Annotated in this window: 21 protein-coding genes; 9 read left to right on the forward strand and 12 right to left on the reverse strand. The window is 63.6% G+C overall.

The window, feature by feature from the left end; all coding sequences use genetic code 11:
• The 5 genes from tssD to ACSVIK_RS24525 all read left to right on the forward strand — a co-directional run.
• The coding region (gene tssD, locus ACSVIK_RS24505; protein ID WP_442446745.1) for a type VI secretion system tube protein TssD at positions 1 to 189 on the forward strand (189 nt) is incomplete at its 5' end.
• Between the two features lie 407 nt (positions 190 to 596).
• Entirely contained in the window at positions 597 to 2,678 is a 2,082-nt protein-coding gene (gene tssI, locus ACSVIK_RS24510; protein WP_442446746.1) for a type VI secretion system tip protein TssI/VgrG, read from the forward strand.
• Positions 2,675 to 3,475, forward strand: a complete 801-nt coding sequence (locus ACSVIK_RS24515) for a DUF4123 domain-containing protein (protein ID WP_442446747.1) — start codon at positions 2,675 to 2,677, stop codon at positions 3,473 to 3,475. The genes tssI and ACSVIK_RS24515 overlap by 4 nt, the downstream gene beginning before the upstream one ends.
• The gene (locus ACSVIK_RS24520) at positions 3,472 to 7,542 is read left to right on the forward strand and encodes a toxin VasX (RefSeq protein ID WP_442446748.1); all 4,071 of its coding nucleotides are present in this window, start codon (positions 3,472 to 3,474) and stop codon (positions 7,540 to 7,542) included. Before ACSVIK_RS24515 ends, ACSVIK_RS24520 begins: the two co-directional genes overlap by 4 nt.
• A 482-nt stretch (positions 7,543 to 8,024) precedes the next feature.
• Complete coding sequence (locus ACSVIK_RS24525; protein WP_442446749.1) at positions 8,025 to 8,600, forward strand: hypothetical protein; 576 nt, start codon at positions 8,025 to 8,027, stop codon at positions 8,598 to 8,600.
• Positions 8,601 to 8,679: 79 nt separating this feature from the next.
• Here ACSVIK_RS24525 and ACSVIK_RS24530 read toward each other — a convergent pair whose 3' ends face one another.
• From ACSVIK_RS24530 to ACSVIK_RS24555, 6 genes are all read right to left on the reverse strand, one after another.
• Positions 8,680 to 8,865, reverse strand: coding sequence for a PA3371 family protein (locus ACSVIK_RS24530; protein WP_442446750.1), 186 nt, complete (start codon positions 8,863 to 8,865; stop codon positions 8,680 to 8,682).
• A 17-nt stretch (positions 8,866 to 8,882) separates the two neighbouring features.
• Positions 8,883 to 9,185: a hypothetical protein gene (locus tag ACSVIK_RS24535; protein ID WP_442446751.1), complete on the reverse strand. Its 303-nt coding sequence runs from the start codon at positions 9,183 to 9,185 to the stop codon at positions 8,883 to 8,885.
• A 177-nt stretch (positions 9,186 to 9,362) separates the two neighbouring features.
• Entirely contained in the window at positions 9,363 to 10,550 is a 1,188-nt protein-coding gene (locus ACSVIK_RS24540) for a hybrid sensor histidine kinase/response regulator (protein ID WP_442446752.1), read from the reverse strand.
• Positions 10,544 to 11,155 (reverse strand): chemotaxis protein CheB, encoded by a 612-nt coding sequence (locus ACSVIK_RS24545; protein ID WP_442446753.1) that lies wholly within the window; start codon positions 11,153 to 11,155, stop codon positions 10,544 to 10,546. Before ACSVIK_RS24545 ends, ACSVIK_RS24540 begins: the two co-directional genes overlap by 7 nt.
• Positions 11,152 to 11,961, reverse strand: a complete 810-nt coding sequence (locus ACSVIK_RS24550) for a CheR family methyltransferase (RefSeq protein WP_442446754.1) — start codon at positions 11,959 to 11,961, stop codon at positions 11,152 to 11,154. Before ACSVIK_RS24550 ends, ACSVIK_RS24545 begins: the two co-directional genes overlap by 4 nt.
• Positions 11,961 to 15,461, reverse strand: a complete 3,501-nt coding sequence (locus tag ACSVIK_RS24555) for a response regulator (protein ID WP_442446755.1) — start codon at positions 15,459 to 15,461, stop codon at positions 11,961 to 11,963. Before ACSVIK_RS24555 ends, ACSVIK_RS24550 begins: the two co-directional genes overlap by 1 nt.
• 130 nt (positions 15,462 to 15,591) lie before the next feature.
• Between ACSVIK_RS24555 and ACSVIK_RS24560 the strand changes: the two genes are divergently transcribed.
• Positions 15,592 to 15,987, forward strand: coding sequence for a response regulator (locus ACSVIK_RS24560; RefSeq protein ID WP_442446756.1), 396 nt, complete (start codon positions 15,592 to 15,594; stop codon positions 15,985 to 15,987).
• A gap of 94 nt (positions 15,988 to 16,081) precedes the next feature.
• Positions 16,082 to 16,486 carry a DUF1330 domain-containing protein gene (locus ACSVIK_RS24565; RefSeq protein WP_442446757.1) on the forward strand — a complete coding sequence of 135 codons (405 nt, stop codon included), beginning with the start codon at positions 16,082 to 16,084 and terminating at the stop codon, positions 16,484 to 16,486.
• 7 nt (positions 16,487 to 16,493) lie between these two features.
• Here the strand turns inward: ACSVIK_RS24565 and ACSVIK_RS24570 are convergent, their stop codons facing one another.
• The 5 genes from ACSVIK_RS24570 to betC all read right to left on the reverse strand — a co-directional run bounded on the left by ACSVIK_RS24570 (position 16,494) and on the right by betC (position 22,151).
• Positions 16,494 to 17,279: an N-acetylmuramoyl-L-alanine amidase gene (locus tag ACSVIK_RS24570; protein WP_442446758.1), complete on the reverse strand. Its 786-nt coding sequence runs from the start codon at positions 17,277 to 17,279 to the stop codon at positions 16,494 to 16,496.
• The gene (locus ACSVIK_RS24575) at positions 17,276 to 17,866 is read right to left on the reverse strand and encodes a MarC family protein (protein ID WP_442446759.1); all 591 of its coding nucleotides are present in this window, start codon (positions 17,864 to 17,866) and stop codon (positions 17,276 to 17,278) included. Before ACSVIK_RS24575 ends, ACSVIK_RS24570 begins: the two co-directional genes overlap by 4 nt.
• 62 nt (positions 17,867 to 17,928) lie before the next feature.
• Positions 17,929 to 19,500, reverse strand: coding sequence for a SulP family inorganic anion transporter (locus ACSVIK_RS24580; RefSeq protein ID WP_442446760.1), 1,572 nt, complete (start codon positions 19,498 to 19,500; stop codon positions 17,929 to 17,931).
• 144 nt (positions 19,501 to 19,644) lie between these two features.
• Positions 19,645 to 20,565 (reverse strand): choline ABC transporter substrate-binding protein, encoded by a 921-nt coding sequence (gene choX / locus ACSVIK_RS24585; RefSeq protein WP_442446761.1) that lies wholly within the window; start codon positions 20,563 to 20,565, stop codon positions 19,645 to 19,647.
• A gap of 74 nt (positions 20,566 to 20,639) precedes the next feature.
• Positions 20,640 to 22,151 (reverse strand): choline-sulfatase, encoded by a 1,512-nt coding sequence (betC, locus tag ACSVIK_RS24590; protein ID WP_442446762.1) that lies wholly within the window; start codon positions 22,149 to 22,151, stop codon positions 20,640 to 20,642.
• Positions 22,152 to 22,264: 113 nt separating this feature from the next.
• Here betC and ACSVIK_RS24595 point away from each other — a divergent pair, with 113 nt between their 5' ends.
• Both ACSVIK_RS24595 and pbpG read left to right on the forward strand, forming a co-directional pair.
• Positions 22,265 to 23,185 (forward strand): choline sulfate utilization transcriptional regulator, encoded by a 921-nt coding sequence (locus ACSVIK_RS24595; RefSeq protein ID WP_442446763.1) that lies wholly within the window; start codon positions 22,265 to 22,267, stop codon positions 23,183 to 23,185.
• Between the two features lie 113 nt (positions 23,186 to 23,298).
• Positions 23,299 to 24,201 carry a D-alanyl-D-alanine endopeptidase gene (gene pbpG, locus ACSVIK_RS24600; protein WP_442446764.1) on the forward strand — a complete coding sequence of 301 codons (903 nt, stop codon included), beginning with the start codon at positions 23,299 to 23,301 and terminating at the stop codon, positions 24,199 to 24,201.
• Between the two features lie 52 nt (positions 24,202 to 24,253).
• On the opposite strand, the gene ACSVIK_RS24605 is transcribed toward pbpG, so the two are convergent.
• A partial coding sequence (locus ACSVIK_RS24605; RefSeq protein ID WP_442446765.1) for a hypothetical protein occupies positions 24,254 to 24,438 on the reverse strand: 185 nt, incomplete at its 5' end.

Raw genomic sequence — 24,438 nt, forward strand, 5'->3', positions numbered from 1 at the left:
TTCACCATCGAGCTGGAAGACGCCGTGATCGTCGACGTGCAGTCGCGCATGCCGAACTGCCAGGACCCGAACATGGCTCACTTCACTCACCTGGAAGACGTCTACTTCACCTACCGCAAGATCGTCTGGACTCACGAAGTCTCCGGCACTTCCGGCTCCGATGACTGGCGCACCCCGATCTCTGCCTAAGTCCTGGCTGAGTTCGTGTAATACCGCAGCGGCCAGGCATCGTCCTGGCCGTTGCGTTTACGACGATTTGTGTGGATGGGGGTTGATCTATGTGGGAGGGGCTTTAGCCGCGATGCGTCGAGTCGTTTTTCCTTCACCTGATCATTCGCAACCGCCAACCCGAACACAGCCTTTGTCGCGCTGCCTGCCTAGAATGGCCCGCGCCGCCAGGGCGTCTCTAAAAACGTAGGCGAGGCAGTCAGCACAACACCGATGGCGGCCCCGCAAAAACAAGCGAAAAACGGTCGGAGTCGCGCTCGACTTTACGAGTTGTAAATGAGCATTTTGAGCTTGTTTTTAACGCAGTGATGACAACGCAGGTAGTTTTTAGAGGTGCCCTTCATGGATCGAAACAAGAGGAACAACGAATGTTCGCCCCGGCCAATCAGACCCATTTCAGCCTGAGCATCGAAGGGGTCGAGCACGACCTGCAGGTGCTCGAATTCAACGGGCGCGAGGCCATCAGTCAGCCTTACGCCTTCCGCGTGGAGCTGATCAGCGAACGCCCCGACCTCGACCTGGAAAGCCTGCTGCACCAGCGCGCCTTCCTTGCCTTCGATCAGCAGGGTGCCGGCATCCACGGCCTTATCCATCGCATCGCCCAGGGCGAATCCGGCCAGCGCATGACGCGCTACCACCTGACCCTGGTGCCGCAACTGGCCTACCTGGCCCATCGCACCAACCAACGCATCTTCCAGCACCTGACGGTGGAGAAGATCATCGGCCAGGTGCTCGAAGAGCACGGCATTCAGAGCGATGCCTATCAATTCCTGCTCGGCTCGATCTACCCCGAGCGCGAGTACTGCGTGCAGTACGACGAGACAGATCTGCACTTCGTCCAGCGTCTGTGCGAAGAGGAAGGCATCCACTACCACTTCCGCCATAGCGCCGAGGGGCATGTACTGACCTTCGGTGATGACCAGACCCCGTTCCCACGTCTGGCACCGCTGGCCTACCAGCAGGACACCGGCCTGGTGGCCGACGACCCGGTGATCAAGCACTTCGGCGCCCGGGTGGAAACCCGCACCAGCCAGGTCACCCGTCGCGACTACGACTTCGAGAAGCCGCGCCTGCAACTGGAGGCCAAGGCCGACGGCGAGGTGCAACCGAAACTGGAAGACTATGACTACCCCGGTCGCTACACCGACCGCGAGCGCGGCAAGCACCTGGCCAAGCGCGCGCTGGAACGCCATCGCCACGACTTCGAGCTGGCCGAGGGCGACGGCGACTCGCCGACCCTGGTCAGCGGCCACTTCCTCGAACTGACCGAGCATCCGCGCGCCGAGTGGAACCAACTCTGGCTGCTTACCGAAGTGCAGCACGAGGGCAAGCAGCCGCAGGTGCTGGAAGAGTCGGTCACCAGCGACACCCAGCCCGCCGACGGCTTCACCCAGGGCTATCGCAACCGCTTTACCGCCACGCCCTGGGACGTGCCCTTCCGCCCGCCACTGGATCACCCCAAGCCGCGCCTGCTTGGCAGCCAGAGCGCCGTGGTCACCGGCCCCGCCGGCGAGGAAATCCACTGCGACCAGTATGGCCGGGTGAAGGTGCAGTTCTTCTGGGATCGTGAAGGCCAGGCGGACGAGAAAACCAGCTGCTGGCTACGGGTCAGCTCCAGTTGGGCCGGTGATCGTTATGGCGCCATCACCATCCCGCGCATCGGTATGGAAGTGCTGGTCACCTTCCTCGAAGGCGACCCCGACCAGCCGCTGATCACCGGCTGCCTGTACCACGCCGAACACGTCGTGCCCTACGACCTGCCGGCGAACAAAACCCGTAGCGTGTTCAAGACCCTGAGCAGCCCCGGCGGTGGCGGCTACAACGAACTGCGCATCGAAGACCGCAAGGGCGCCGAGCAGATCTACGTCCACGCCCAGCGCGACTGGGACGAAAACATCGAGCACGACCAGAAGATCCGCGTCGGCAACGAACGACACGACACCGTCGAAGCCAACGCCTACAGCCACTTCAAGGCCGAAGAACACCGCACCACCCACGCCGACCGCAAGACCGAGATCAAGGCCAACGACCACCTCACCGTCGGCGACAGCCAGCACATCAAACTGGGCAATGGCCAGTTCATCAAGGCCGGCCAGGAAATCCATCTCTCCAGCGGCCTGAAGGTGGTGCTCGAAGCCGGCAGCGAACTGACCCTCAAGGGCGGAGGCAGCTTCGTCAAACTCGACGGCGGCGGCGTGACGTTGGTGGGACCGGTGATCAAGATCAACTCCGGCGGCGCAGCGGGCAACGGCTCGGGGGCCACGCCCATCCTGCCAGGGGCGGCGAAGCCGGCGGATGCGGATGTGCCGGGAGGACTGCTCAAGCAGCGCCTGCGTGAAGAGCTGCCCATCGTCGAGCTCTGCCAGAAGCCCAAGGGCGGCACGCCGCTGCAATGCCCGCTCTCCGACTGCCCCTGCCGCAAGGCCATGAACGCAGGGGTCAGCGCATGAGCAGCAAGCACTGGTTACTGCTGGAACGCACGGAGCATTTGCTGCCCGAGCTGTATCGGCTCGGTGAGAACCCTGATCCGATTCGCCTGTTCGACGACACCGAGCTGGCCGCTTGCGAAGAAGAAAGCCCCCTGCTGGTCGATGCACAGGGCAATCCCTCATTGCTGGCTGCCATGCAGAACGAACCTCTCACCTGGCCCGGCCTGTTGCTGGAAACCCCAGGCGCAACCGAGGATCTGCTGGCCCACCTGCGCCATATCCTGTTCATTCGTTTCGATCAGGAGCGCCGAGGCGTGCTGCGCTACTCGCGGCCTCGCACGGCCAGTTACCTCTTCCCCGCCTGCGATGCCGAAACCCTCGCCACCTGGCTCGGCCCCATACAGCGCCTGAGCTGGTATGGCGGCACCTGGCAGGAGCACGCCGATGACCAGGCCACCTGGCGACATGTCGAAAACCCGCAGGCAGGTACCTGGCGCCCGGTAACCACCGCACACGAACTGCACCTGAGCGCCGCGCAGGAACAGGCCCTGCAGCGCCAACAGGGCGAGCACTTTCTTTACCAATGGTGGGAACGCCAACAGGGTATTGGCTTCAAAAGGGCCTGGGGCTACCTGAGTGAGGGTATGCAAGCCGGATTCGCGACGGCTGAATCGCTGAACACTTACCTCGACCTGCGCCACGCCAATCCACACGCCACACCGCCTGATGCGCTCCCGCCCGGCACCGATCAGCGGCGTCTCGAGGCCCTAGCCAGGCACCTGAGCCAAAATACGACCGACAAGGAAAGCCGCGTATGAGCAACAACGTATTCGCCCTGAGCCAAGGCGCTGCCTGCGAGGCTGGCAAGCTCATCGTCCAGGTGGTGGGCAAGGATCACCCGACCACGCAGAAACTGGTGATCTGCGATGAAAAGAATGCGCCACTGACCAGCCTGACCCAGCAGGACAAACCGGAAATCCAGACCAGTGACAGCTTCAGCAGCGTGCTGCACGTATGGGACTGGGAAGGCCAGCCCAAGCGCACACTGTGCCTTGAAATCGAGGCCAGCGAAGGTGGGCCGATCCGCCTACCGTTGCATGACGAACTGCGTACCACCCCTCGTCAGCCCGTACATGACACCCAGTGGAATCAGATCGTACCGGTGGTTCCCATGACCGCCTTGCCAGGCAGCAGAAGCGAACAGGATTTGGGGACTCCTGTCTTAGTACGCGGCGGCTTTGTCTATGTCTTTTATCGCAACAGGCTTTGGCGTGAGCTCGAGGTTCGCCAAACAGATGGCAAGACCACCTATCACGACGTGAATGTCGCCCGACATCGAGACGGGACGGGCTTTCGTACTGGACTACGCAGAGCTAGCGGCGTCGCGCTCGATGATATCTGGCTCCCCGTACAGTGGAACAACAGGCACACCGTCGACGTGCAGATGTGCTTCTCCGAGATCCAGCTCAGCGCCGCACGCCTTCAACGCCTGGAACAGGACAGCGGCCTGCGTCGCAGCCGCTGCCAGAGCTTCGACCTACGGGCCACACGGGAAAAATTCCAGAGCCTTTACCAAGGCAAACCCGACGGCCAGGCCATGCTCGAGGCCTTCTCCCGGTACGACATCCACGATTACGCCAAAAAAGGTGCAGCAGAGCGGGCAACCCCGACACGCCGCAATCTTTCCCTGCATGTATTTCCCATCTCCCTGGCAGCACAGCAACGGGCGCGTCGTCCGGGTTACGAGTGGCTGCTGGATCATCCTGGCCGTTATATCTGTGATCTCACCGGGGCAATGCCGGAAGAAGCGCAAAAAGCAGCACAAGCATTCTCTGACAGCTGTGAAAATGCCAATCCGAGCAAGCCGGATGCGCTACTGGAAAGCGGTGCACTTCATGCCTGCGTCGAAAAGCATCTGCCCAGCCCACCAGCAGGGGAGGACAAAACGGCTACGCAACCTGCCGCGGAACTCTGGCAGGCACATGCCGCCGAACCGGACGTGTTGCAGAGTGCACGCACACGTCAGCTCTGTGCGGTCTTGCTCGAAGATCCGTTCTACCGCCTGCGTCATCTGAAAAAGTGTGTGGAAACCCAGCAACAGCTACTGCAAACCTGCATCAGCCGGGCATCCCAGCACCCTCACCATGGCAGCGCACTGCTGGTTCAACAGATGGTGATTCCTACCATCGTAGGTGGCCAGAAGAACCCGCTGCACGAAAGCATCAAGAAGATCAGTGATCGCGGTAAACGCGATATTAACCACTTCACCGCAACCCCCGAACGCATGCTGACCTGGAGCAATTTGGAATATTGCCAGCAATTGCTCAGCCGCTGCCTGGACGCACCTCTGCACCAACAAGCACTGGCCGACCACCTGAGCCTCGATGGCTTCGAGTACCTGGCTGAATTCCGCTTTGCCAGCCAGTTGCTTCCCTTGCTAGCCACGTCGCCTGCACAACTGGATCCACTCGCGGCCAGCGGCAGCATTACCGATGCGGTCAATAACCGCATGGTTTTCGCTACAAATGAGACGCCAGGCCAGAAGCTGATCAGCAAGATCGCCAATGAAGCAGCGCACCCACTGCATGGCATGTTCTGGCCGGAGGTCACACCGGAAAAACTGATGGCTCCCTATCAGAAACCAGCCCAACCCCAGCCCAATTCGGGCGATGGGAAATTTCGCCCGGAGGAGTTGGCGAAACTGGAGAATCAGGAAGTCCCAGGTAGCGAACCCGTCACCCTGAATGCGGCCCTTCTGGCTGGGTTGCTTCAGGGCGGTAGCCTGCAGAGTGCATTGGTGGCCAATGCCAAAGCCTGTGCCAATGCGCTGCACGAAATTTACGGCAACTTTGCCGGAGCGGTTGAGGCCGCAGAAAGCGCGCTCAGCCAGGCACAGGAAAAGCAACGCAATGCCGAGCAGGATCGACGCCAGGCTCAGCAGGCTCGCAGCGACAGCCGACGCGATCAGGCGCAGGCCAGGCAAGAGCGGCAGGCCGCCGAACAGAACCAGCAACAAGCAGAAGCTGCTCAGCGTCAGGCCAATACAGAGGCCCGACGCAGGAACCAGGAGCTGGGCCAGGCTCGCCAGGCAGAACAAAACCAGCGCGCAGCCTTGGGGGGCGAAGCACGCCCCGCTGCGCTCCGCCTACATGGCCAGGGTGTCGAACAGCTACGCGGCATGATGCGCGACAGCTTCGGCGAAGCGGTCTTCATACGCCGTAGCGCGTTTAACGCTGGGGCTCACTACCTGTTTGGCCTGGAGGATCTGCCCAATAACGGCCGGCGCCCCATCCGCATGTATGGCGAATATCTGGACGGCCAGGGCAACCTGCTCGCTTCCAGCAACCAGCGCACCGCCCGCAGTGCCGGCCTGGAGCAGGTAACGGGTGACCATCTGGTGCTGGTCATGCCGCGTAACCATCGTACAGCCCAAGGCGTGCGCCGCCTGAACCAGGCCATACGCGATGTGATGCAGGCGGAGCACGCCCAACGCAGCGCCCAGGCGGCACAGCGCCAAGCCTCGACACGGGCCAGCAGTGCAGCCCAGGAAACGGCCAGGGCGCGCACAGCCGAAACAGCGCAGAACAATCGAGCGCAAAGTGCGAACAGCACAGCCAAGGCTGCACGGCAAGCAGGGATAGAGGCCAGAAGCGGCCTGCAAGAAGCCGTTAATAACCTGCAAGGCCAGCAGGGCAACCTGTATTACCGGGCACTCAATGGCAAGGTTTTCCCTGCATCGGTGTTAATGCTGGAATTCTATAACGTATATCTGGAATGGAATGGAAGAAACTCAACAATCCAACAAAAAGGTGACAACAGGTATACGGCAGGTATAGCTGGCGCGACCATTGATACCCTCGTAGCCTTCGAGGCGCTAACCTATAAATTCTCTAAAAATATAGAAGTTCTCAGTTCAACACGTAAACCCATTTTCACTATCCCCAGAAAGTTCGCTATAACCCTGTTAGGTGAGTCTCTGGGGAGTAGATTTGCGGGAGCTATTACCGCTCGCTTGATTGGTCAAACTTTGGGTGGAGTGGTAATGCTCGGTATCTGCCTGTACGACGCCTGGTATGCCTGGCGCTGGAGCGACGACGCAATGTGGGGCTACCTGCTGATGGCCGGCGGCGCGGCAATCGGTGTGGTCAGTGGCTTTTTCGCAGGAACTGCCACCCTGCTGGGCCCGGCTGGGTGGTTGGCTTTGCTGCTGATCGGCAGCGGGGCCGGTATCGTCTACTGGCTCAGCAGCACCCCGCTAGAGGACTGGCTGGGCAACGGCCCCTTCGGCGACAACCGCAAGCACCCCCATCTGCTGGAACCCAAGGAAGCCTTCTATCGCCTGCTGGGCCTGTTCGCCGGCCCCACGGTCAAGGTCGAAACCAACCCCGATTACAGGCCCGATGCCAAGCTGGACAGCAGTGATTCCGTGCCCTATGTGGTACGGACAGCCAATACCCGGATCCGCATCGAAACCCATCTGCCCGGCCTGCTCGGCACCCGTGAAGGCGGCAGCATTCGCGCCGAATGCCGCCTGCGTAGTACGGAAACCCTGTACCAGCATGGCCCGACCATCATGGCGCCGGAGATCATGGAAACCGATATACCCACTACTCGGGCCGTTACCCCTCTCGCCCAGATTGCCTGGCCCGGCTCGCTGACGCTCTATGTACACACACCGCAATCACGCCGCTGGACGGGCAACACCCGCGACAGCAGCCTGTACCATGAATGGGGCGTACGCATGCAGGCTACCCTGCAGTTACCAGACGATACCTGGATTTTTCCTGCGCCTCCCCCCAAGACGCCCCGGCGCGATGCCGCCAGCCAGGAGTTTTCGGCTCAGCCGGAAGTTTTCTACCCCATCAAAGCCGCCCTGGAATTATGAAGACCGACACCTACGCCCCTACTGCCTATCGCCCGGACTGCATTCCTCGGCAACAGCCCTCTGCCGAGCGATCCTGGCTCGGCAAGTTCGCCAAGATGCGTTTGCCCTGGGGCAATACTCAGGAATTGGCACCGGTCAATTTTTTTTATCAGGACACACCAGAGGATTTACGATTAGGCGAGCAGGTAAGGGCCAAGGACGAAATCAAGAAAACCAATGGCACTTATGAACCCCGGATTACCGAAACTGTGGACTTTCATTATGTCCATGACCACCAGCGGCATCGTTTCGCCCAGCTAGCTATAGGCGGGCGATTTTGGATGGGGCTTTATGCTTTTGGAAAATGGGGATTTATTATTCTCCTTCCTGTAACACTCATTGCATATTTAGCAACTCTTTCCGCAGTAAATGAACCGTGGTTGGTTTATACAAAGAGATCATTTGTAGAGTTTTATTCATGGTTTTTAGGAATCCCACTTTCCATGTGGGCCATCGGTGGACTGGTCGTCCATAAATTCCCCAAACTCTGGGTCAAACCCTCCCGCGGCCCGCTCTGGGAGTTCAATCGCCAGACCGGCATGGTCACCGTCTTCGACTATGACAACAACGGCGAGTACAAGAAGAACGGCACCATCGGCGAACTGACCGCACCATTCCATGAATTCGACGCCTACCTCAGCAGCAGCCCTGATCGCCAAGGCCTGCCTATGAACGTGCTGCACCTGGCACACCGCTATCGCGATATCCATTTCTCCCTGGCGCCGCTGTTGCACCAGAGCGATGACGCCAACGAGCACTTCGCCCTGTGGGACTACCTGCAGAACTATATGGACATCAGCCGGCCTCTGCCGGACATTCCCTATCTGGAACAGTATCGCCATCTCGACCCCACCACCGCCGAGCATGACCAGCGCACGGGTCGCGACCCGCGCTATTGGATCGATATGGACGACGCCACCTTCAAGGCCAAGGTCGACGACATTCTTACCGCCATCCGCCGGATCGATACCCTGCGCCGCCCCAACCTGATGGCCCAGTACTGCCAGTACATCGACTGATGACCGAGGCTTGCAATGGGCACGGAGTACTTAAAAAACGCCGCGAATATCGCGGCGTTTTCGTCTTCGTCTGAGAGGCTCAGCGCAGAACCGGGTCGAACTTGATCCGCCGGCCTGCCATCAGGGCGACGAAGAAGGCCAGGCCGAAAATGCCACTGGCGCACTTGAGCAGCAAGGCCAGATTGGTATCCAGCTCGGGGCTCAGCCATAGGGCAGAGAGGCTCGAAAGGGTCATGATCAGCAGGACGACAGCACTACGGGACATGATGGGCTCCTTGTCGGTCAGAACACCCAGCGCGGGCCGCTGGCAACCGGACGGGGCTCGCGCTTGGCGACGGCACTGCCGCGCTGATCGGAAATGCGCAGCCAGCGGGCATCGTCGCCAATACCTTGCGCAGCCTGTGGCTTCAGCTCAGTGGTATCGCCCTGCAGCGCGCCGACGCGATAGTCGCGCACCTGCGGGGTGGCCACGGTGAATTCGGCTGTTTTGGCACTGGCACCCAAGGCATCCGAGAAATCTTTGGCGTAAGCCCCGTTGATCAGGCATGCAGCGGCGCAGAACAGGCTCAGTCGGACGAGGTACATGACGCTTCTCCATCAGCAGATCAGTCGGGGGCTTACACGACTATCCGTTGCAGCGCTCATGCCAATCCAAAAATGCAGGTAAAACCCTTATAAATCAATGAATTGTGCAATCAACCAGGGTGCCTGCCCCATGCACTTTGCAAGATGCACGAAACAGATCACATGCATTTTGCACGATCAAGCGTGACGAGGTAGCACGACACTGAAACAGGAGCCCTCGCCCAGGCGGCTGCTCAGTTCGATGCGCCCGCCATGGGCCTGGACGATCTGTTCGCTGATGAACAGGCCCAGCCCCAGCCCCTGGGGCACATTGCTGTCGGAAACGCGCTCGAATTGCTCGAACACCCGCCGTTGATCGGCCTCGGAAATGCCCAGGCCCTGATCGCGCACCTCGGCGCGAACCTCCTGCTGCTCCGCCCTCACCCATACCGACACCGGCTTGCCAGCGCCGTAGCGCAGAGCGTTGGTGAGCAGGTTGGCGAGCACCTGCTCGATGCGGAATTCATCCATCAGCACTGGTGCCGGGCCGTCCACCTGCAGTTCGACCTGGCTGCCCTGGCTGGCGAACTGCGCGGTCAGGCTCTGCACCACGCTGCCGGCCAGCACGCCGAGGTCGCCCGGCTCCAGGCGCACCGACAGTTTGCCGGTACGAATGCGCGACACATCCAGCATGTCGTCGATCAGGCGGGTCAAGCTGCGTAGCTGGCGCTCGTCGCGGGCAATCATTTCCCTCAGTTTGTCCGCCGTGAAGGCGTCCTCGCGCCCCTGCTCCAGCCGCATCTTGCGCAGTTGCACGTCGAGGATCAGGCCGTTGAGCGGGGTACGCAGCTCGTGCGAGGCGACGGACATGAAGGTGTCACGCATCTGCACCGCCTTCTGCAACTCGGCCTGGGTCTCGCGCAGCTCGGCGAGCAACGCCTCCTGCTCGCGCCGTGCCGCCTCGACCACCTCCAGTTGCAGGCTCAGGGCCTTACGGTGGCGATACAGCTCGACGAACATGGTCACCTTGCTGCGTACCTCGAAGGCCGACAGCGGCTTGTGCAGGAAGTCCACCGCGCCACTCTCGTAGCCGCGGAAGGCGTAATCCATGTCGCGGCCAACGGCACTGACGAAGATGATCGGAATGTGCTTGGTCTTTTCCGTGCCGCGCATCAGCTCGGCCAGCTCGAAACCGTTCATGCCCGGCATCTTCACGTCGAGGATGGCCAGGGCGAACTCGTGTTCGAGCAATAGCGCCAGCGCCTCGTCGGCGCTGCTGGCCTGGTGCACGCTGCACTGATCGCTGTGGATCAGCGAGCGCAGCGCCAGCAGGTTCTCTGGCAGGTCGTCGACGATCAGCACCTTGGCTTCGATCTTTCTCAGCATCGGGGGGTATCCAGTTCGGTCAGCAGTACGCGCATGGCGGCCAGGGGCAGGAGAAAGTCCGGTTGCAGCAGCGCCAGCGCGGCTTCCGGCATGGTCGGTACCTGAGCGTCGGCTGGCTCCTGTACCAGGGTCAGGCCACCGGCCTGCTGGATCGCCAGCAGGCCGGCGGCGCCGTCCTCGTTGGCGCCGGTGAGCAAGGCGCCAGCCAGGTGCTCGCCATAGGCGTCGGCTGCGGACTCGAAGAGAATGTCGATCGATGGCCGGGAGAAATGCCGGGGCTCCTCGCGGCTGAGGGAAAAGCTGTGATCGCTCTCGATGGACAGGTGATAACCGGCCGGTGCCACGTAAACCACGCCGCCGCGCAGGTACTCCTTGTCCTCGGCCTCCTTGGCCGGCAGCTGCAGGCTGCGGGCGAACAGCTCGGCGAGCAGGCTGTCGTTACGATCCGGCACGTGCAGCAGGCACACCACCGGCAGCCGATAGCTCGGTGGCAGGCCCTGGAGGAGCTGCAGCAGCGCTTCCACGCCGCCGGCCGAGGCGCCGATCAGCAGCGCTTGCAAGGGCGCGCGAACCTGCCCACGAAGGTTGATCCGTTGCCCGCTCATCGTTTGCGGAAAATCCGTTCGGGACGCGACAATGCCTCGAACTGCTGAGCGTAGGCGGAAAAATCCAGGCTCTCCTTGCTGCCCAGGCCGAGAAAGCCGCGATGACAGAGCGAATCGTGGAACAGGCCCAGGGCGCGATCCTGCAGGTCGCGGTTGAAGTAGATCAGCACGTTGCGGCAGGACACCAGATGAGTTTCGGCAAACACGCTGTCGGTGGCCAGGCTGTGGTCGGCGAAGGTCACGTTGGCGCGCAGCGACTTGTCGAAGATCACGCGGTCGTAGGCCGCCGAGTAGTAATCGGAGAACGCCCGCTTGCCACCGGAGAGCTGGTAGTTCTGGGTGTAGGTGCGCAGGTGGTCGAGGGCGAAGATGCCTTGCTCGGCCTTCTCCAGGGAGTGCGGGTTGATGTCCGTGGCGTAGATCATGCTGCGCTCGAGCAGGCCTTCCTCGCGCAGCAGGATGGCCAGGGAGTACACCTCTTCGCCGGTGCTGCAGCCGGCCACCCAGATCTTCAGCGACGGGTAGGTATGCAGCAGCGGCACCACCTGCTCGCGCAGGGCGAGGAAGTAACTGGGGTCGCGGAACATCTCGCTGACCGGGATGGTGAGGTACTGCAACAACTGCATGAAGGCCTGCGGTTCGTGCAGGATACGCTCCTGCAAGGCCGATATGGTCGGGCAGCCCAGTTGCGCCTGGGCCTGGCGCACGCGGCGCTTCAGCGAGGCCTTGGAGTAGTCGCGAAAGTCATAGCTGTAGCGCAGGTAGATGGCCTCGATCAGCAGGCGCAGCTCGATCTCGTCGGGCATTACAGCCGCTCCAGTTTGGGCATCCACACGCGAATCAGGGAGAACAGGCGATCCAGGTCGATGGGCTTGGCCAGGTAGTCGTTGGCCCCGGCCTCGCGGCAGCGCTCCTGATCATCCTTCATCGCCTTGGCCGTCACCGCGATGATCGGCAGGTGTTTCCACTGCGGTTGCAGACGAATCTGCCGGGTGGCCTCGTAACCGTCCATCTCCGGCATCATCACGTCCATCAGCACCAGGTCGATGTCGTCATGCTGGCGCAGCTTGGCCAGGGCCTCGACGCCGTTGCGAGCGAACTCCACGGTGGCGCCCTTCTGCTCCAGGGCGCTGGACAGGGCGAAGATGTTGCGCACGTCATCGTCCACCAGCAGCAGGCGCCGGCCCTCGAACAGCTTGTCGCGGCTGCGCGCGGTCTTGAGCATGCGCTGGTGCTCGCTGGACAGCTCGGCCTCGACCTTGTGCAGGAACAGGGTCACTTCGTCCAGCAGGCGCTCCGGCGAGCGCGCGCCCTTGATGATGATCGAGTTCGAGTACTTGAGCAGTTCGGCCTCTTCGTCGCGGGTCAGGTTGCGCCCGGTGTAGACGATCACCGGCGGGAAGGAGCAGATGTCTTCCTCGGCCATGCGCCGCAGCAGCTCGTTACCCTGCATGTCGGGCAGCTTGAGGTCGATGATCATGCAGTCGAACACCGTGTCGCGCAGCTTCTCCAGCGCCTCGCCGGCCAGGGCCACGGCGCTGATCTCGATGTCCTCGTCGCCGATCAGGCGGGCGATGCTGTCGCGCTGCAGGGGGTCGTCCTCCACCAGCAGCACGCGCTTGACCTGCTGGTTGAGCTTGGCCTCCAGCTTGCCGAACACGGCCTTGAGCTGGTCACGGCTGGTGGGCTTGAGCGCATAGCCCACTGCCCCCAGGTGCAGCGCGGCCTCGCTGTGATCGTCCACCGAGACCACATGCACCGGGATATGCCGGGTCTGCGCATCGTCCTTCAAACGCTGCAACACGCCGAGGCCGGAGCCATCGGGCAGGTGCATGTCGAGGAGGATGGCATCCGGACGGTACTGCCGCGCCAGCTCCAGGCCCTCGTCGGCGCAGGTGGCCACCAGGCAGGCGTAACCCAGCTCGTGGGCCAGGTCGAAGAGGATGCCGGCGAAGCGCACTTCATCTTCGATCACCAACACGCGCCGCCCGCTGTGCTCGGCCAGGCGCACACGGTCATCCTCGAAGGCGGCGGGGCCGCGCGGCACCTGGGCGGGCGCCGGCACCGGTGGCGCCACCGGCGCGACTGGCACGGGTGTTGGCAACGCAGCGGGCACGACGACCTGATTCTGAGCACCCTCGGCCGCCATCTGCTCGGGCAGCAACAGCGTAAAGGTGCTGCCCTCACCCAACACGCTGCTGACCACGATGCTGCCGCCGAGCATGCCGGCCAGATCGCGCGAGATGGACAGGCCCAGGCCGGTGCCGCCATAGCGGCGGTTGGTGGTGCCGTCGGCCTGGCGGAAGGCCTCGAAAATCACTGCCTGCTGATCCGGGGCGATGCCGATGCCGCTGTCGCGCACGGCGAAGGCCAGGGTCTGCTGGTCATGGCGCGACACGCTGAGGGTCACGCCACCGCGCTCGGTGAACTTGAAGGCGTTGGACAGCAGGTTGCGCAGGATCTGCTCGGCGCGCTGGCGGTCGGTGAACAGCACCGCCGGCAGCTCGCCCTGCTCTTCGATGGTGAAGCTCAGGCCGCGCTCGCCGGCCAGGGGCACGAAGACATCGCGCAGGGCCTCGAGCATGCTCGCCAACGGCGTGCGCTCGGGGCGTACCTCCAGCTTGCCGGCCTCGACCTTGGCGATGTCGAGAATGTCGTTGATCAGGTTGAGCAGATCGTTGCCGGCCGAGTAGATGGATTCGGCGAACTTGACCTGCTCGTCGTCGAGGTTGCCCTTGGCGTTTTCCGCCAGCAGCTTGGCCAGGATCAGCGAGCTGTTGAGCGGCGTGCGCAGCTCGTGGCTCATGTTGGCGAGGAATTCCGACTTGTAGCGGCTGGCGCGTTGCAGTTCCTCGGCGCGCTCTTCCAGTTGCGCCTGGATGCGCCCCAGGGTGGTGTTGCGCTGATCCAGCTCATCACGCTGGTCGGCGAGAATCTGCGCTTGCTCGGAGAGTTTCTCGTTGCTCTGTTCCAGCTCGGCCTGCTGGGTTTCCAGATGGGCCTGAGACTCCTTGAGCACCCGCGCCTGTTGTTCCAGCTCCTCGTTGGCCGCTCGCAGCTCTTCCTGCTGGGTCTGCAGCTCTTCGTTGAGCTGCTGGGTCGCCATCAGCATTTCCTGCAGGCGCTGGCGATAGCGCGCGGCCTCCAGCGCGGTGCCGACGCTGCCGGAGATGGCTTCGAGGAACTCACGCTCGCGCGGCTCCAGGGGGCGCATGAAGGCCAGCTCGACCACACCGTTGACGTGATCCTCCGATTGCAGCGGTACCAGGGCGACGCTGACCGGCCGCCCCTCGCCAAGGCTGGAAGCCACCTTGATGTAGTCGGCCGGCAGGTCGTCCAGGCAGACCAGACGCCGCCCCCGCGCCGCCTGCCCGACCAGGCCTTCGCCGCTGTAGAACTGCTCCTTGGATTGGGCGTCGGCGCTGAAACCGTAGCCGGCGATACGCCGCAGATCGCCGCTCTGCGGGTCGCGCAGGTACAACGCAGCCACCACGCAGTCGAGGTATTCGGCGAGAAATTCCAGCGAGCGATCCGCCAGCTCCTGCACCTGTGGCTGGCCGAGCAGGCGCTGCGTCAGCCGGGTCTGGCCATCGCCCAGCCAGGCGCGCTGGCTCTGTTCCTGGGTATATTCGACCTGCTTGGACATGGCCTGGGAATAGATGCGCGAAAGGTTGAGCAATTCGCGCCGGCCGAACAGCGCCAGCAGCGCGCTGAACAGAATGCTGACGGCCAGGTAGATACCCGCGCCCCAGGTGGTGGTGTCGCGCACCTCGTCATTACGCCCCTGGCGCAACTCGCGTTCGCTGTTGATGAAGCTGTCCAGCTCGCGGCGCATGCCGTCCACCAGACTCTTGCCACGGCCACGGCCGATATCGGCCCTGAAGCTCTCACCGCGGCGGCGACTGCCGATCACCTCCTGGGCGAAGTCATCCCACTGCTCCTGCAAGGCCCGGACACGCTGCAGATGCTGTATCTGTGGCGGATTGTCCGCGACCAGGGCAATGAGCTGATCGGTCAACGGCCCAAACTTGCTGCGCGCCTGTTCGTAGGGTGCCAGGTAATCGTCTTCGCCACTGAGCAGGAAGCCGCGCATGCCGGTTTCCATGTCGAGGGTCAGCTTGTACACCTCGCTGGCCCGGTTGAGCACCTCATCGGAATGATCGACCCAGCGGATGGCATTGAGCAGGTAACCGACCATGACGGCAAAGAACAAGGCACCGGCCAGCCCCAGACCGAGTGGCAGACTGACATTGCGATTGAGGATTCGACGAAAGCCTGCCTCGTCCATGGCGGACTCGTTCGACACTGGGACGTCCATTCGATGCTTGTCTCGCTGCTGCTTATCGTGAGGGAGAGGCCTGTGGCACACTGACCAGGTGCAGACGCCGCAGTTTGCCAAACATTTGCGTACTTTGCGCGCCGAAACCGAGAACTTCATGACTTATACCGATTCCGCTTCCCTCAAGACCATCCTGCTGGTCGAGGACGATGACGTGGTGCGCCAACTCACCGCGCAAGTGCTGGAAGAGTTCGGCTACCAGGTGCACGCCCTGCGCGACGGCGCCAGCGCGCTGGAGCTGCTGCGCGGCGAGCACCAGGTCGACCTGCTGATGAGCGACATCGGCCTGCCGGGCATGAACGGGCGTGCCCTGGTGGAGGCCGCACGCCAGTTGCGACCGACCCTGCCGGCGCTGTTCGCCAGCGGTTACGACGAGCGCGAATTGCTCGCAGAGGTGCGCGCCCGCGACACGGCTGCCGCCACCGACAGCATCGTCAAACCCTACGACCTGCAGGTGCTGGCCCAGCGGCTGAACGAGCTGATGGGGGCCTAGGCTGCATATCCTGGGTTATCAGCTTCATCGATAGCGCTTGCGGCCGGCGCAACTCGACCTCAGGCTGGGGCGAAAAACCAGCGAGGAAGCTGCAATGCCCAGCATCAACCCCAGCCGCGAGCAACTGAGCGCCTTCGCCGAACGCATGCCGGCCGATGCGCCGATCCTGATGCTCAACCTGCTGCGCTTCAACTCTCAGGCGAACTACCCTGTCGACAGCGCGCAGGCGCCCTGCACGGGGCGTGAGGCCTACGCCCGCTACAGCCGCACGGCACTCAACAAGGTGCGCGGCGTTGGCGGCGAGGTGCAACTGCTGGCCACTGCTCACGCCACCCTTATCGCCCCGCAGGACGAGCACTGGGATCAGGTCTTGCTGGTGCGCTATCCCTCGCCGGCAGCCTTTCTCGCGATGCTCGCCGACCCGGAATATCAGGCTGCCACGCTGCACCGCAACGCCGCACTGGCGGACTCGCGGCTGATCGGCACCACGCCAGCCTGACTGACGCCTAGCGGGCTGCGCTCTGCTGGTTGAGCACCAGCAGACGCGCGGCGGTTTCGGCATCCGGCTGACCGTCGTAGTTGGCCGGGCGGTACTTCATCTGGAAGGCGGCGATGACGTTGCGCGTGGCCTCGTCCAGCTCGCCGTTGCGCGGCACTGTGTAGCCCTGGCGCGCCAACTGTTCCTGGAACCACTCGACGCTTGGCAGGCTGGCGGCGAACAACGCCTGCTGGCGCGCCACCTCGGCTTCGTCCGGCCAGGGGACAAGCCCCTCGTCGGCCAGGCGCTTCCAGGGAAACAGCGGGCCCGGATCGACCTTGCGCTGCGGCGCGATATCGCTGTGGCCGATGATCGAGCCCAGCGGCAGGTGATGGCGACGCACGATGTCCTTGAGCAGGGCGACCAGCACGTCGATCTGCTGCGGCGCGAAGGGCTGCCAGTAGCGGCCCTTGGGCGTGTCGTAATAGCCCTGGTTGACCAGCTCGATGCCGATGGTCGAGGCATTCAGCCAGGTGCGCCCCTGCCATTCGCTGACCCCGGCGTGCCAGGCGCGGCGGTTCTCGTCCACCAGGCGATAGAGGGTCGGTGGGCGGTCGCCGATCAGGTAGTGGCTGCTGACGTCGGTGCTGGTCAGCAGCTCCAGCGAGCGCGCCAGGTCGGCCGAAGTGTAGTGCAGCACCACGTATTGCACGCGGCTGTTCTGACCGACCGCGGTGTGGCTGTCGTCGATACGCAGGCCACTGCTGCAACCGGCGAGCAGGGCGAGAGCGAGGGCAAGGCAGAAAGACTTCATAGGTGACTGAATACGCTTTGCAGGTTGTCCAGCAGCATGTCGACGCTGAGCATGATCAGCAGCATACCCATCAGCCGCTCCACCGCCATCAACCCGCGGTTACCGAGAAAACGCTGCAGGAACGAGGCCTGCAGCAGGATGAACGCCGTCGCCGCCCAGGCCAGGATCAGCGCCAGATACAGCTCCCAGATCGGCCCGGTATGGGTGTTGCGCAAGGTCATCAGCACCGCCAGGGCCGATGGCCCGGCTACGGCCGGGGTGGCCAGCGGCACCAGCATCGGCTCGCCATCCGGCACGTCGCCGAGCAGGCCCTGCGGGCTGGGGAAGATCAGGCGCATGGCGATGACGAAGAGGATGATACCGCCAGCGATGGCGGTCGCCTCCCGCGACAGGCCCAGGCCGGTGAGGAATTTGTCACCAAAGGTGAGAAACAGCAGCAGCAGGGCCAGGGCGAACAGCAACTCGCGTGCGGCGACCCACAGGCGGCGGCGCGGCTCGACGTTCTTCAGCGCAGCGATGTAGATGGCGATATTGCCGAAGGGGTCGGTGACCAGAAAGATCAGTACGGCGATGCTGAAGATGTCCATGACGGCCTCCGCTGAGCAAGGCTGCGTAGTCTAGAGGTGGCCAAGGCTTGAAGCGAGGGGGCTTAGTCCTCGAAGACCAGCGGGCAAAGCTCGGCACCTTCCAGCTTGCGGATTTCCTCCACCACCTGCGGCCGCGCCTGGCGCAGCACCAGGCTGCGCTGCAGCACCTGCAGGCGGCGGGCCTCCTGGTGCAGCATCTCGACGCCGGCATAGTCGATGAAGTTGATGTGCCGGGCGTCGATCACCACGCGCGGCGCGTGGCTGTTCTGCAGCAGTTGCTGGATGTAGTGGCAGGCACCGAAGAAGATCGAGCCCTCGATGCGCAACACATCTTCGTTTTCTTCGCGCCACAGGCGCACGCGCGGCTGCGAGGTGCGCTTGAGGTAGAAGAACAGCGACGCCAGCACGCCGGCATAGATCGCCGTCTGCAGCTCCAGCAGCAAGGTGGCGGCGAAGGTCAGCAGCATCACCACGAACTCGGCCTGGCTGACCCGGCGCAGCGCGCGGATCGCCGGCAGATCCACCAGCCCCCAGCAGATCAGCAAGATCCCCGCCGCCATCACCGGCAGTGGAATATGCGCCAGCAGGGCGGCACCGAACAGGGCGAACAGGGCCACCAGCAGCGCCGAGAAGATTCCCGCCAGCGGCGTGCGCGCGCCGGCTTGCAGATTCAGCGCCGAGCGGGTGAAGGAGCCGGCCGACAGCGAGCCGGAGAACCAGGGCCCGACGATGTTGGACAGGCCCTGGGCGCGCACTTCCTGGTTGGCGTCGAGGAACTGGTGCGATTTCACCGCCAGGGCGCGGGCGATGGACAGGCTGGTGACCAGCCCGAGCATGCCGCAGGCCACCGCCGCCGGCAGCAGGCGCAGCACGTCGTCGAGGTCGAAGCGCAGCGCGGTCACAGGCGGCAGGTTGCCAGCGAAGGGCGCCACCAGGGCGATCTGCTCGGCGTAACGCGGCGGCAGCAGCCAGGCCAGCAGGCTGCCGACCACCAGGCCGATCAGCAGTGCCGGCGCCTTCGGCCACAAGCGGCGCACGCCCAGGCTGAGCAAAAAGGTGAACAGGGCCAGGGCCAGGCTTGGCCAGTGCGTTTCCGGCAGGTGCTGGCCGATCTGCAGCAGGCTGCTCAGCGCGGTGGCCTGGCTCGGCACCTCGACACCGAGCAGGTTGGGCACCTGGCCGATGGCGATGACCAGCGCCGCGCCCAGAGTGAAGCCGAGCACCACCGACTGCGAAACGAAATTCACCAGGGCGCCGAAGCGCAGCAGGCCGAGCAGCCACTGGAACAGCCCGGCGAGGAAGGTCAGCAGCAGCACCAGGGCGATAAAATCCTCAGTGCCGGCCTTGGCCATTGGGCTGACGCTGGTGAACAGGACGATGGAGATGGCCGCCGTCGGCCCGCAGATCAGGTGCCAGGACGAGCCCCACAGGCAGGCGATGATGACCGGCACGATGGCCGCGTACAGGCCGTATTCGGCCGGCAGCCCGGCGATCAGGGCGTAGGCCAGCGATTGTGGCAGCGCCAGGATGGCGCCGGTCAGGCCCACCAGCAGGTCGTTGCCGAGGGTGCCGCGACGCACGCCGGGCAGCCAGCGCAGGAAGGGCAACAGGGTCTGAAGGTCGGGTAGCGGCATCTTGGGCGGGTTGATTTCGTCCAGAAACCTGAAGTGTAAACGACATGGCCAGGCAGCCGCGCCCGATAGGAGCGGCTGCAGCCGCGATCAGGAGCAGGCTCTGCCCCTGAACTCCACTCGTGCGCGCCTACCGGACGGGCACCGTTACAAGCGCGCCTTCACCGCCGCCAGGCCGTCGCCGCCATCGCGGGTGCTCACGCCCTGCAGCCATCCGTCGAGCACCTGCGGGTTGGCCTTGAGCCAGGCCTTGACCGCCTCGTCGTTGCTGGCCTGCCTGCTCAGCACCTGATCCATGATGGCGTTCTCCATGTCCTGGGTGAAATGCAGTTGGCTCATCAGCTTGCCGACGTTCGGGCACTGCGCGGCATAGCCCTTGCGCGCCAGGGTGTTGACCTGGCCGCTGTTGCCGAAATACTTCTCGCCGCCCTTGAGGTACTTCATGTCGTACTGCACGTTCATCGGGTGCGGCGTCCAGCCGAGGAAGACCACGAACTGATCGCGCTTCACCGCGCGGCCCACCTGCACCAGCATCGCCTGCTCGCTGGACTCAATCAGCTTCCAGTCGCCGAGGCCGAATTCGTCGGCGTCGATCATCTTCCGGATCGATTCATTGCCGGGCGAGCCGGAGGCGATGCCATAGATCTTGTGCTTGAACTGCTCGGCGTGCTTGTCCAGATCGGCGAAGGTCTTCACCCCGGCCTCATAGGCATAGGCCGGCACTGCCAGGGTGTACTCGGTGCCCTCGAGGTTGGTCGCCAGCTTGTCCAGCTCGCCGTTGGCGACGAACTTGTCGTAGTTGCTCTGCTGCGCCGGCATCCAGTTACCGAGGAAGACGTCGATCTGCCCCTTCTGCAGCCCGGCGAAGATGATCGGCACGGCCAGGGTCTGGCTCTGCACCTCATAGCCCAGGCCATCGAGCAGGAAGCTGGCGATGCCGTTGGTCACGGCGATATCGCTCCAGCCCGGGTCACCCAGCTTGACCGTGCTACAGGCTGCATCCTCGGCCCAGACATTGCCGGCGCTGGTGAGCGCGGTGGCGAGTAACAGCACATTGAATCGGTTCATGGCGTCTCTCCTTTTTTCTTCTGTTTTGGATAGCGGCAGCTTCAAGGCTCAGGCTCGTGGCGCGGAGCAAAGGTTCAACCGACTGCCGGAAACCGCGCACGGCGCTCCAGATCATCCAGGTCGATATGGTTGCGCATGTACTGCTGGCTGGCATCGACCCAAGGCTGGTGATCCCAGCTGGTCAGCTTGCCCTGGCTCAGCGCCTCGGCCACCAGGCGGCGGCGGCGCTGGCTGGCCAGGGTGGCGGCGTGAATGGCCGGTACGTCCCAGCGCTCACGCGCTTCGGCGAGGAAGCCGGCGAGGATGTTCTTGTGCTCGCTGGACTCGGCCAGGTTGCGCAGCTCGCCGGGGTCGGCGCTCAGGTCGAACAATAGCAGCGGATCCTGCTCGGAATAGACGAACTTCCACGGCCCGCGGCGAATCATCATCAGCGGGCTGACCGTGCCCTCGGCCATGTATTCGCCGAGCACTTCGTCATGCCCGCCCTCGCCCTTGAGATGCGGCAGCAGCGAGCGACCCTCCAGTTGCAGACCGGCATCGATCTGGCCGCCGGCCAGTTCCACCAGTGTGGGCAGCAGATCGAGGGTCGACACTGACTGGCTGACCCGCTGCGCGGCGAAGCGCTTGGGCGCATGCACCAGCAGCGGCACGCGGGCGGACATCTCGAACCAGTGCATCTTGTACCAGAGGCCACGCTCGCCGAGCATGTCGCCGTGGTCGCCGGAGAAAACGATCAGGGTGTCCTCGGCCAGGCCGCATTCTTCCAGCGTCTGCAGCAGCTTGCCGATGTTGTCGTCGATATAGCTGCAGGCGCCGAAGTAGGCGCGGCGGGCATCGCGGATCTTGTCCTCGGGCAGCGGCTTGTCCCACAGGTCGATGACCTTGAGCAGGCGCTGCGAATGCGGATCCTGCTCGCTCTGCTCGATGTGCTGGCGCGGCAGGGGAATGTCCACGCCGTCGTAGCGATCCCAGTATTCGCGCGGGATGGTGTAGGGGTCGTGCGGGTGGGTCATCGAAACGGTCAGGCAGAACGGCTGCTCAGGTGTCATGCGCACGTGGTCGTAGAGGTACTGGCGCGCCTTGAACACCACCTCCTCGTCGAAGTCGAGCTGGTTGCTGCGCACGCAGGGGCCGGCCTGCAGTACCGAGGACATGTTGTGGTACCAGCTGGCGCGCACGTCCGGCTCGTCCCAGTTCACCGCCCAGCCGTAGTCGGCGGGGTAGATGTCGCTGGTCAGGCGCTCCTCGTAGCCGTGTAGCTGGTCGGGGCCGCAGAAGTGCATCTTGCCCGACAGCGCCGTGCGGTAGCCGAGGCGGCGCAGGTAATGGGCGTAGGTGGGCACGTCGGCGGGAAAGTCAGCGGCGTTGTCGTAGGCGCCGATCTTCGACGGCAGCCGGCCGCTGACCAGGGTGAAGCGCGACGGTGCGCACAGCGGGCTGTTGCAGTAGGCCGAGTCGAACACCACGGCCTGCTCGGCCAGCTTCATCAGGTTGGGCATCTGCACCGGCGAGGCGGCATCGTGCAGGGGCAGGATCGGCGCGGCCATCTGGTCGGCCATGATGAAGAGGATGTTCGGACGCTTCATGGTGGCGGCTATTCCATACTGTTGGTTTATGCGACAGTGCGGGCACCATGATTCCGGTAGAACGGCAGCAGGGTAAACCCGGCTGCGACACATGCCTCGGATAAGCAGAGCTTATGTTCAAAGCCATCGATGGGCTGTCGCTCGACGCGCTGCGGGTGTTCGAGTCGGCGGCGCGCCAGCTCAGTTTCACCGCTGCGGCCAGCGAGCTGGGCAGCAGCCAGCCGGCCATCAGCCAGCAGATCAAGCGCCTGGAGCAGCAACTGGCAACACGCCTGTTCGACCGCGTCTACCGCGGCATCGTGCTGACCGAGGCCGGCGAGTTGCTGCTGAACCATGTGCAGGAGGGGTTGGCCAGCCTCGACGCGGGGCTGGCGGCGGTCACCGCGCGGCAGCAGCATGAGGTGCTGCAGGTGGCCACCGACTTCGCCTTCGCCGCCTACTGGCTGATGCCGCGTCTGCAGCGTTTCAATCGCCTGTACCCGGAGGTGGATGTCAGCCTGATCACCAGCGAGCGCGACCCGGCCACGGTGCCCAGTGACATCGACGTGGCGATTCGCTTCGGCGATGGCCGCTTCAAGCACGGCGAGGCGCATCTGCTGTTCCGCGAGGAGGTGTTCCCGGTGTGCAGCCCGCGACTGCTGGGCGAGCGTCAGCCGCCGCTGCCGGTCGCGGCGCTGGCCGACCTGCCGTTGCTGCATCTGCGCCCCGAACATCGCTCACGCTGGTTCGACTGGGATAGCCTGTTCCGCGCCCTCGGCATCGCCAGCCTGCCGACACCCGGTGCGCTGCGCTTCGACAACTACACCCTGCTGATCCAGGCCGCCATTGCCGGGCAGGGCGTGGCCATCGGCTGGCGTCATCTGGTGGATGAACTTCTGGCTCAGGGGCTGCTCTGTCGTCTCGGCGATGCCGAAGCGCACTCGGCACTGGGCTATTACCTGGTACTGCCCGAGCGCAAGCGTCGCCAGCGCCTGACCGAGCGTTTCGTCGACTGGCTGCAGGCCGAGCTGGATTCGTCAGCAGCGCGCGTTTGATCGGGCCATACTGCAATAGCCAAGCGTGATCCTTATACTGAGCAGCGCCGCTCTAGCCGGTCGTTTTCCATCACCCGCCAGCGGCCCCCACACTCCAACCGGTGAAGTGAACCGTGAAACTCCGTCATTCGATTTTGGGCCTGCTGCTGTGCGGCAGCCTTGTTGTCTCGAACCTCCAGGCCGCTGTGGCCCAACCCAAGCAGGAACTGGCCGCCGGCAGCGCGCTGCTGGTCGACCTGAAGACCGGCAAGGAGCTGTACTCCAGCAACCCCGACCTGCGCCTGCCGATCGCCTCGGTGACCAAACTGATGACCGCCATGGTGGTGCTCGACGCCAAGCTGCCGCTGGACGAGGTGCTGCCCGTCAACATCCGCGACACCAAGGAAATGCAGGGCGTGTTCTCGCGCGTGCGCGTGGGCAGTGAACTGAGCCGGCGCGACATGTTGCACCTGGCGCTGATGTCCTCGGAAAACCGCGCCGCCGCCAGCCTCGCCCACCACTACCCGGGCGGCCAGACAGCCTTCATCAAGGCGATGAACGCCAAGGCCAAGGCGCTGGGCATGACCCACAGCCACTTCGTCGAGCCCACCGGCCTGTCGGAAGACAATGTCTCCACCGCCCGTGACCTGGCGCTGATGGTCAAGGCCGCCCGCCAATACCCGCTGATCCACCAGTTCACCACCGATTCGGAAACCACCATGGCCTTCCGCAAGCCCAACTACACCCTGGGCTTTCGCAACACCAACGCCCTGGTGCGCAAGGCCGACTGGAATATCGACCTGAGCAAGACCGGCTTCACCAACGCCGCCGGTCGCTGCCTGGTGATGGCCACTACCATGGCCAACCGTCCGGTGGCCTTCGTGGTGCTCGGTGCCTTCGGCAAGTACACCCACATGGCCGACGCCAACCGCCTCAAGCGCTGGCTGGAAACCGGCAAGGTCTCCCCGGTGCCGGCCGCCGCGCTCAGCTACAAACAGCAGAAGCTGGCCGAGTGGAGCCTGCAGGCCAAGCAGTGATCTAGCGCTGATGTGAAAAGGGCGACTCGATGAGTCGCCCTTTTTTTGTGGTTCATCGCATTTTCAGGGGGAATACCTGGTTGACACCGGACTGGCAAGTTTGTGTGTGATCTTGTCGGCATGCATTGGTGTTCTGGACGCCGCTTTGGGTGTTTTCAGGTATTCCGGGTTTCGCCCCCTCGGGCGACTCACTTTTCTTTGAAATCGGATTGCCGCCCAGCGCAAAGAAAAGTAAGC

Source organism: Pseudomonas sp. NCHU5216 (assembly GCF_052156495.1).
In the GTDB taxonomy this organism is placed as follows: domain Bacteria; phylum Pseudomonadota; class Gammaproteobacteria; order Pseudomonadales; family Pseudomonadaceae; genus Aquipseudomonas.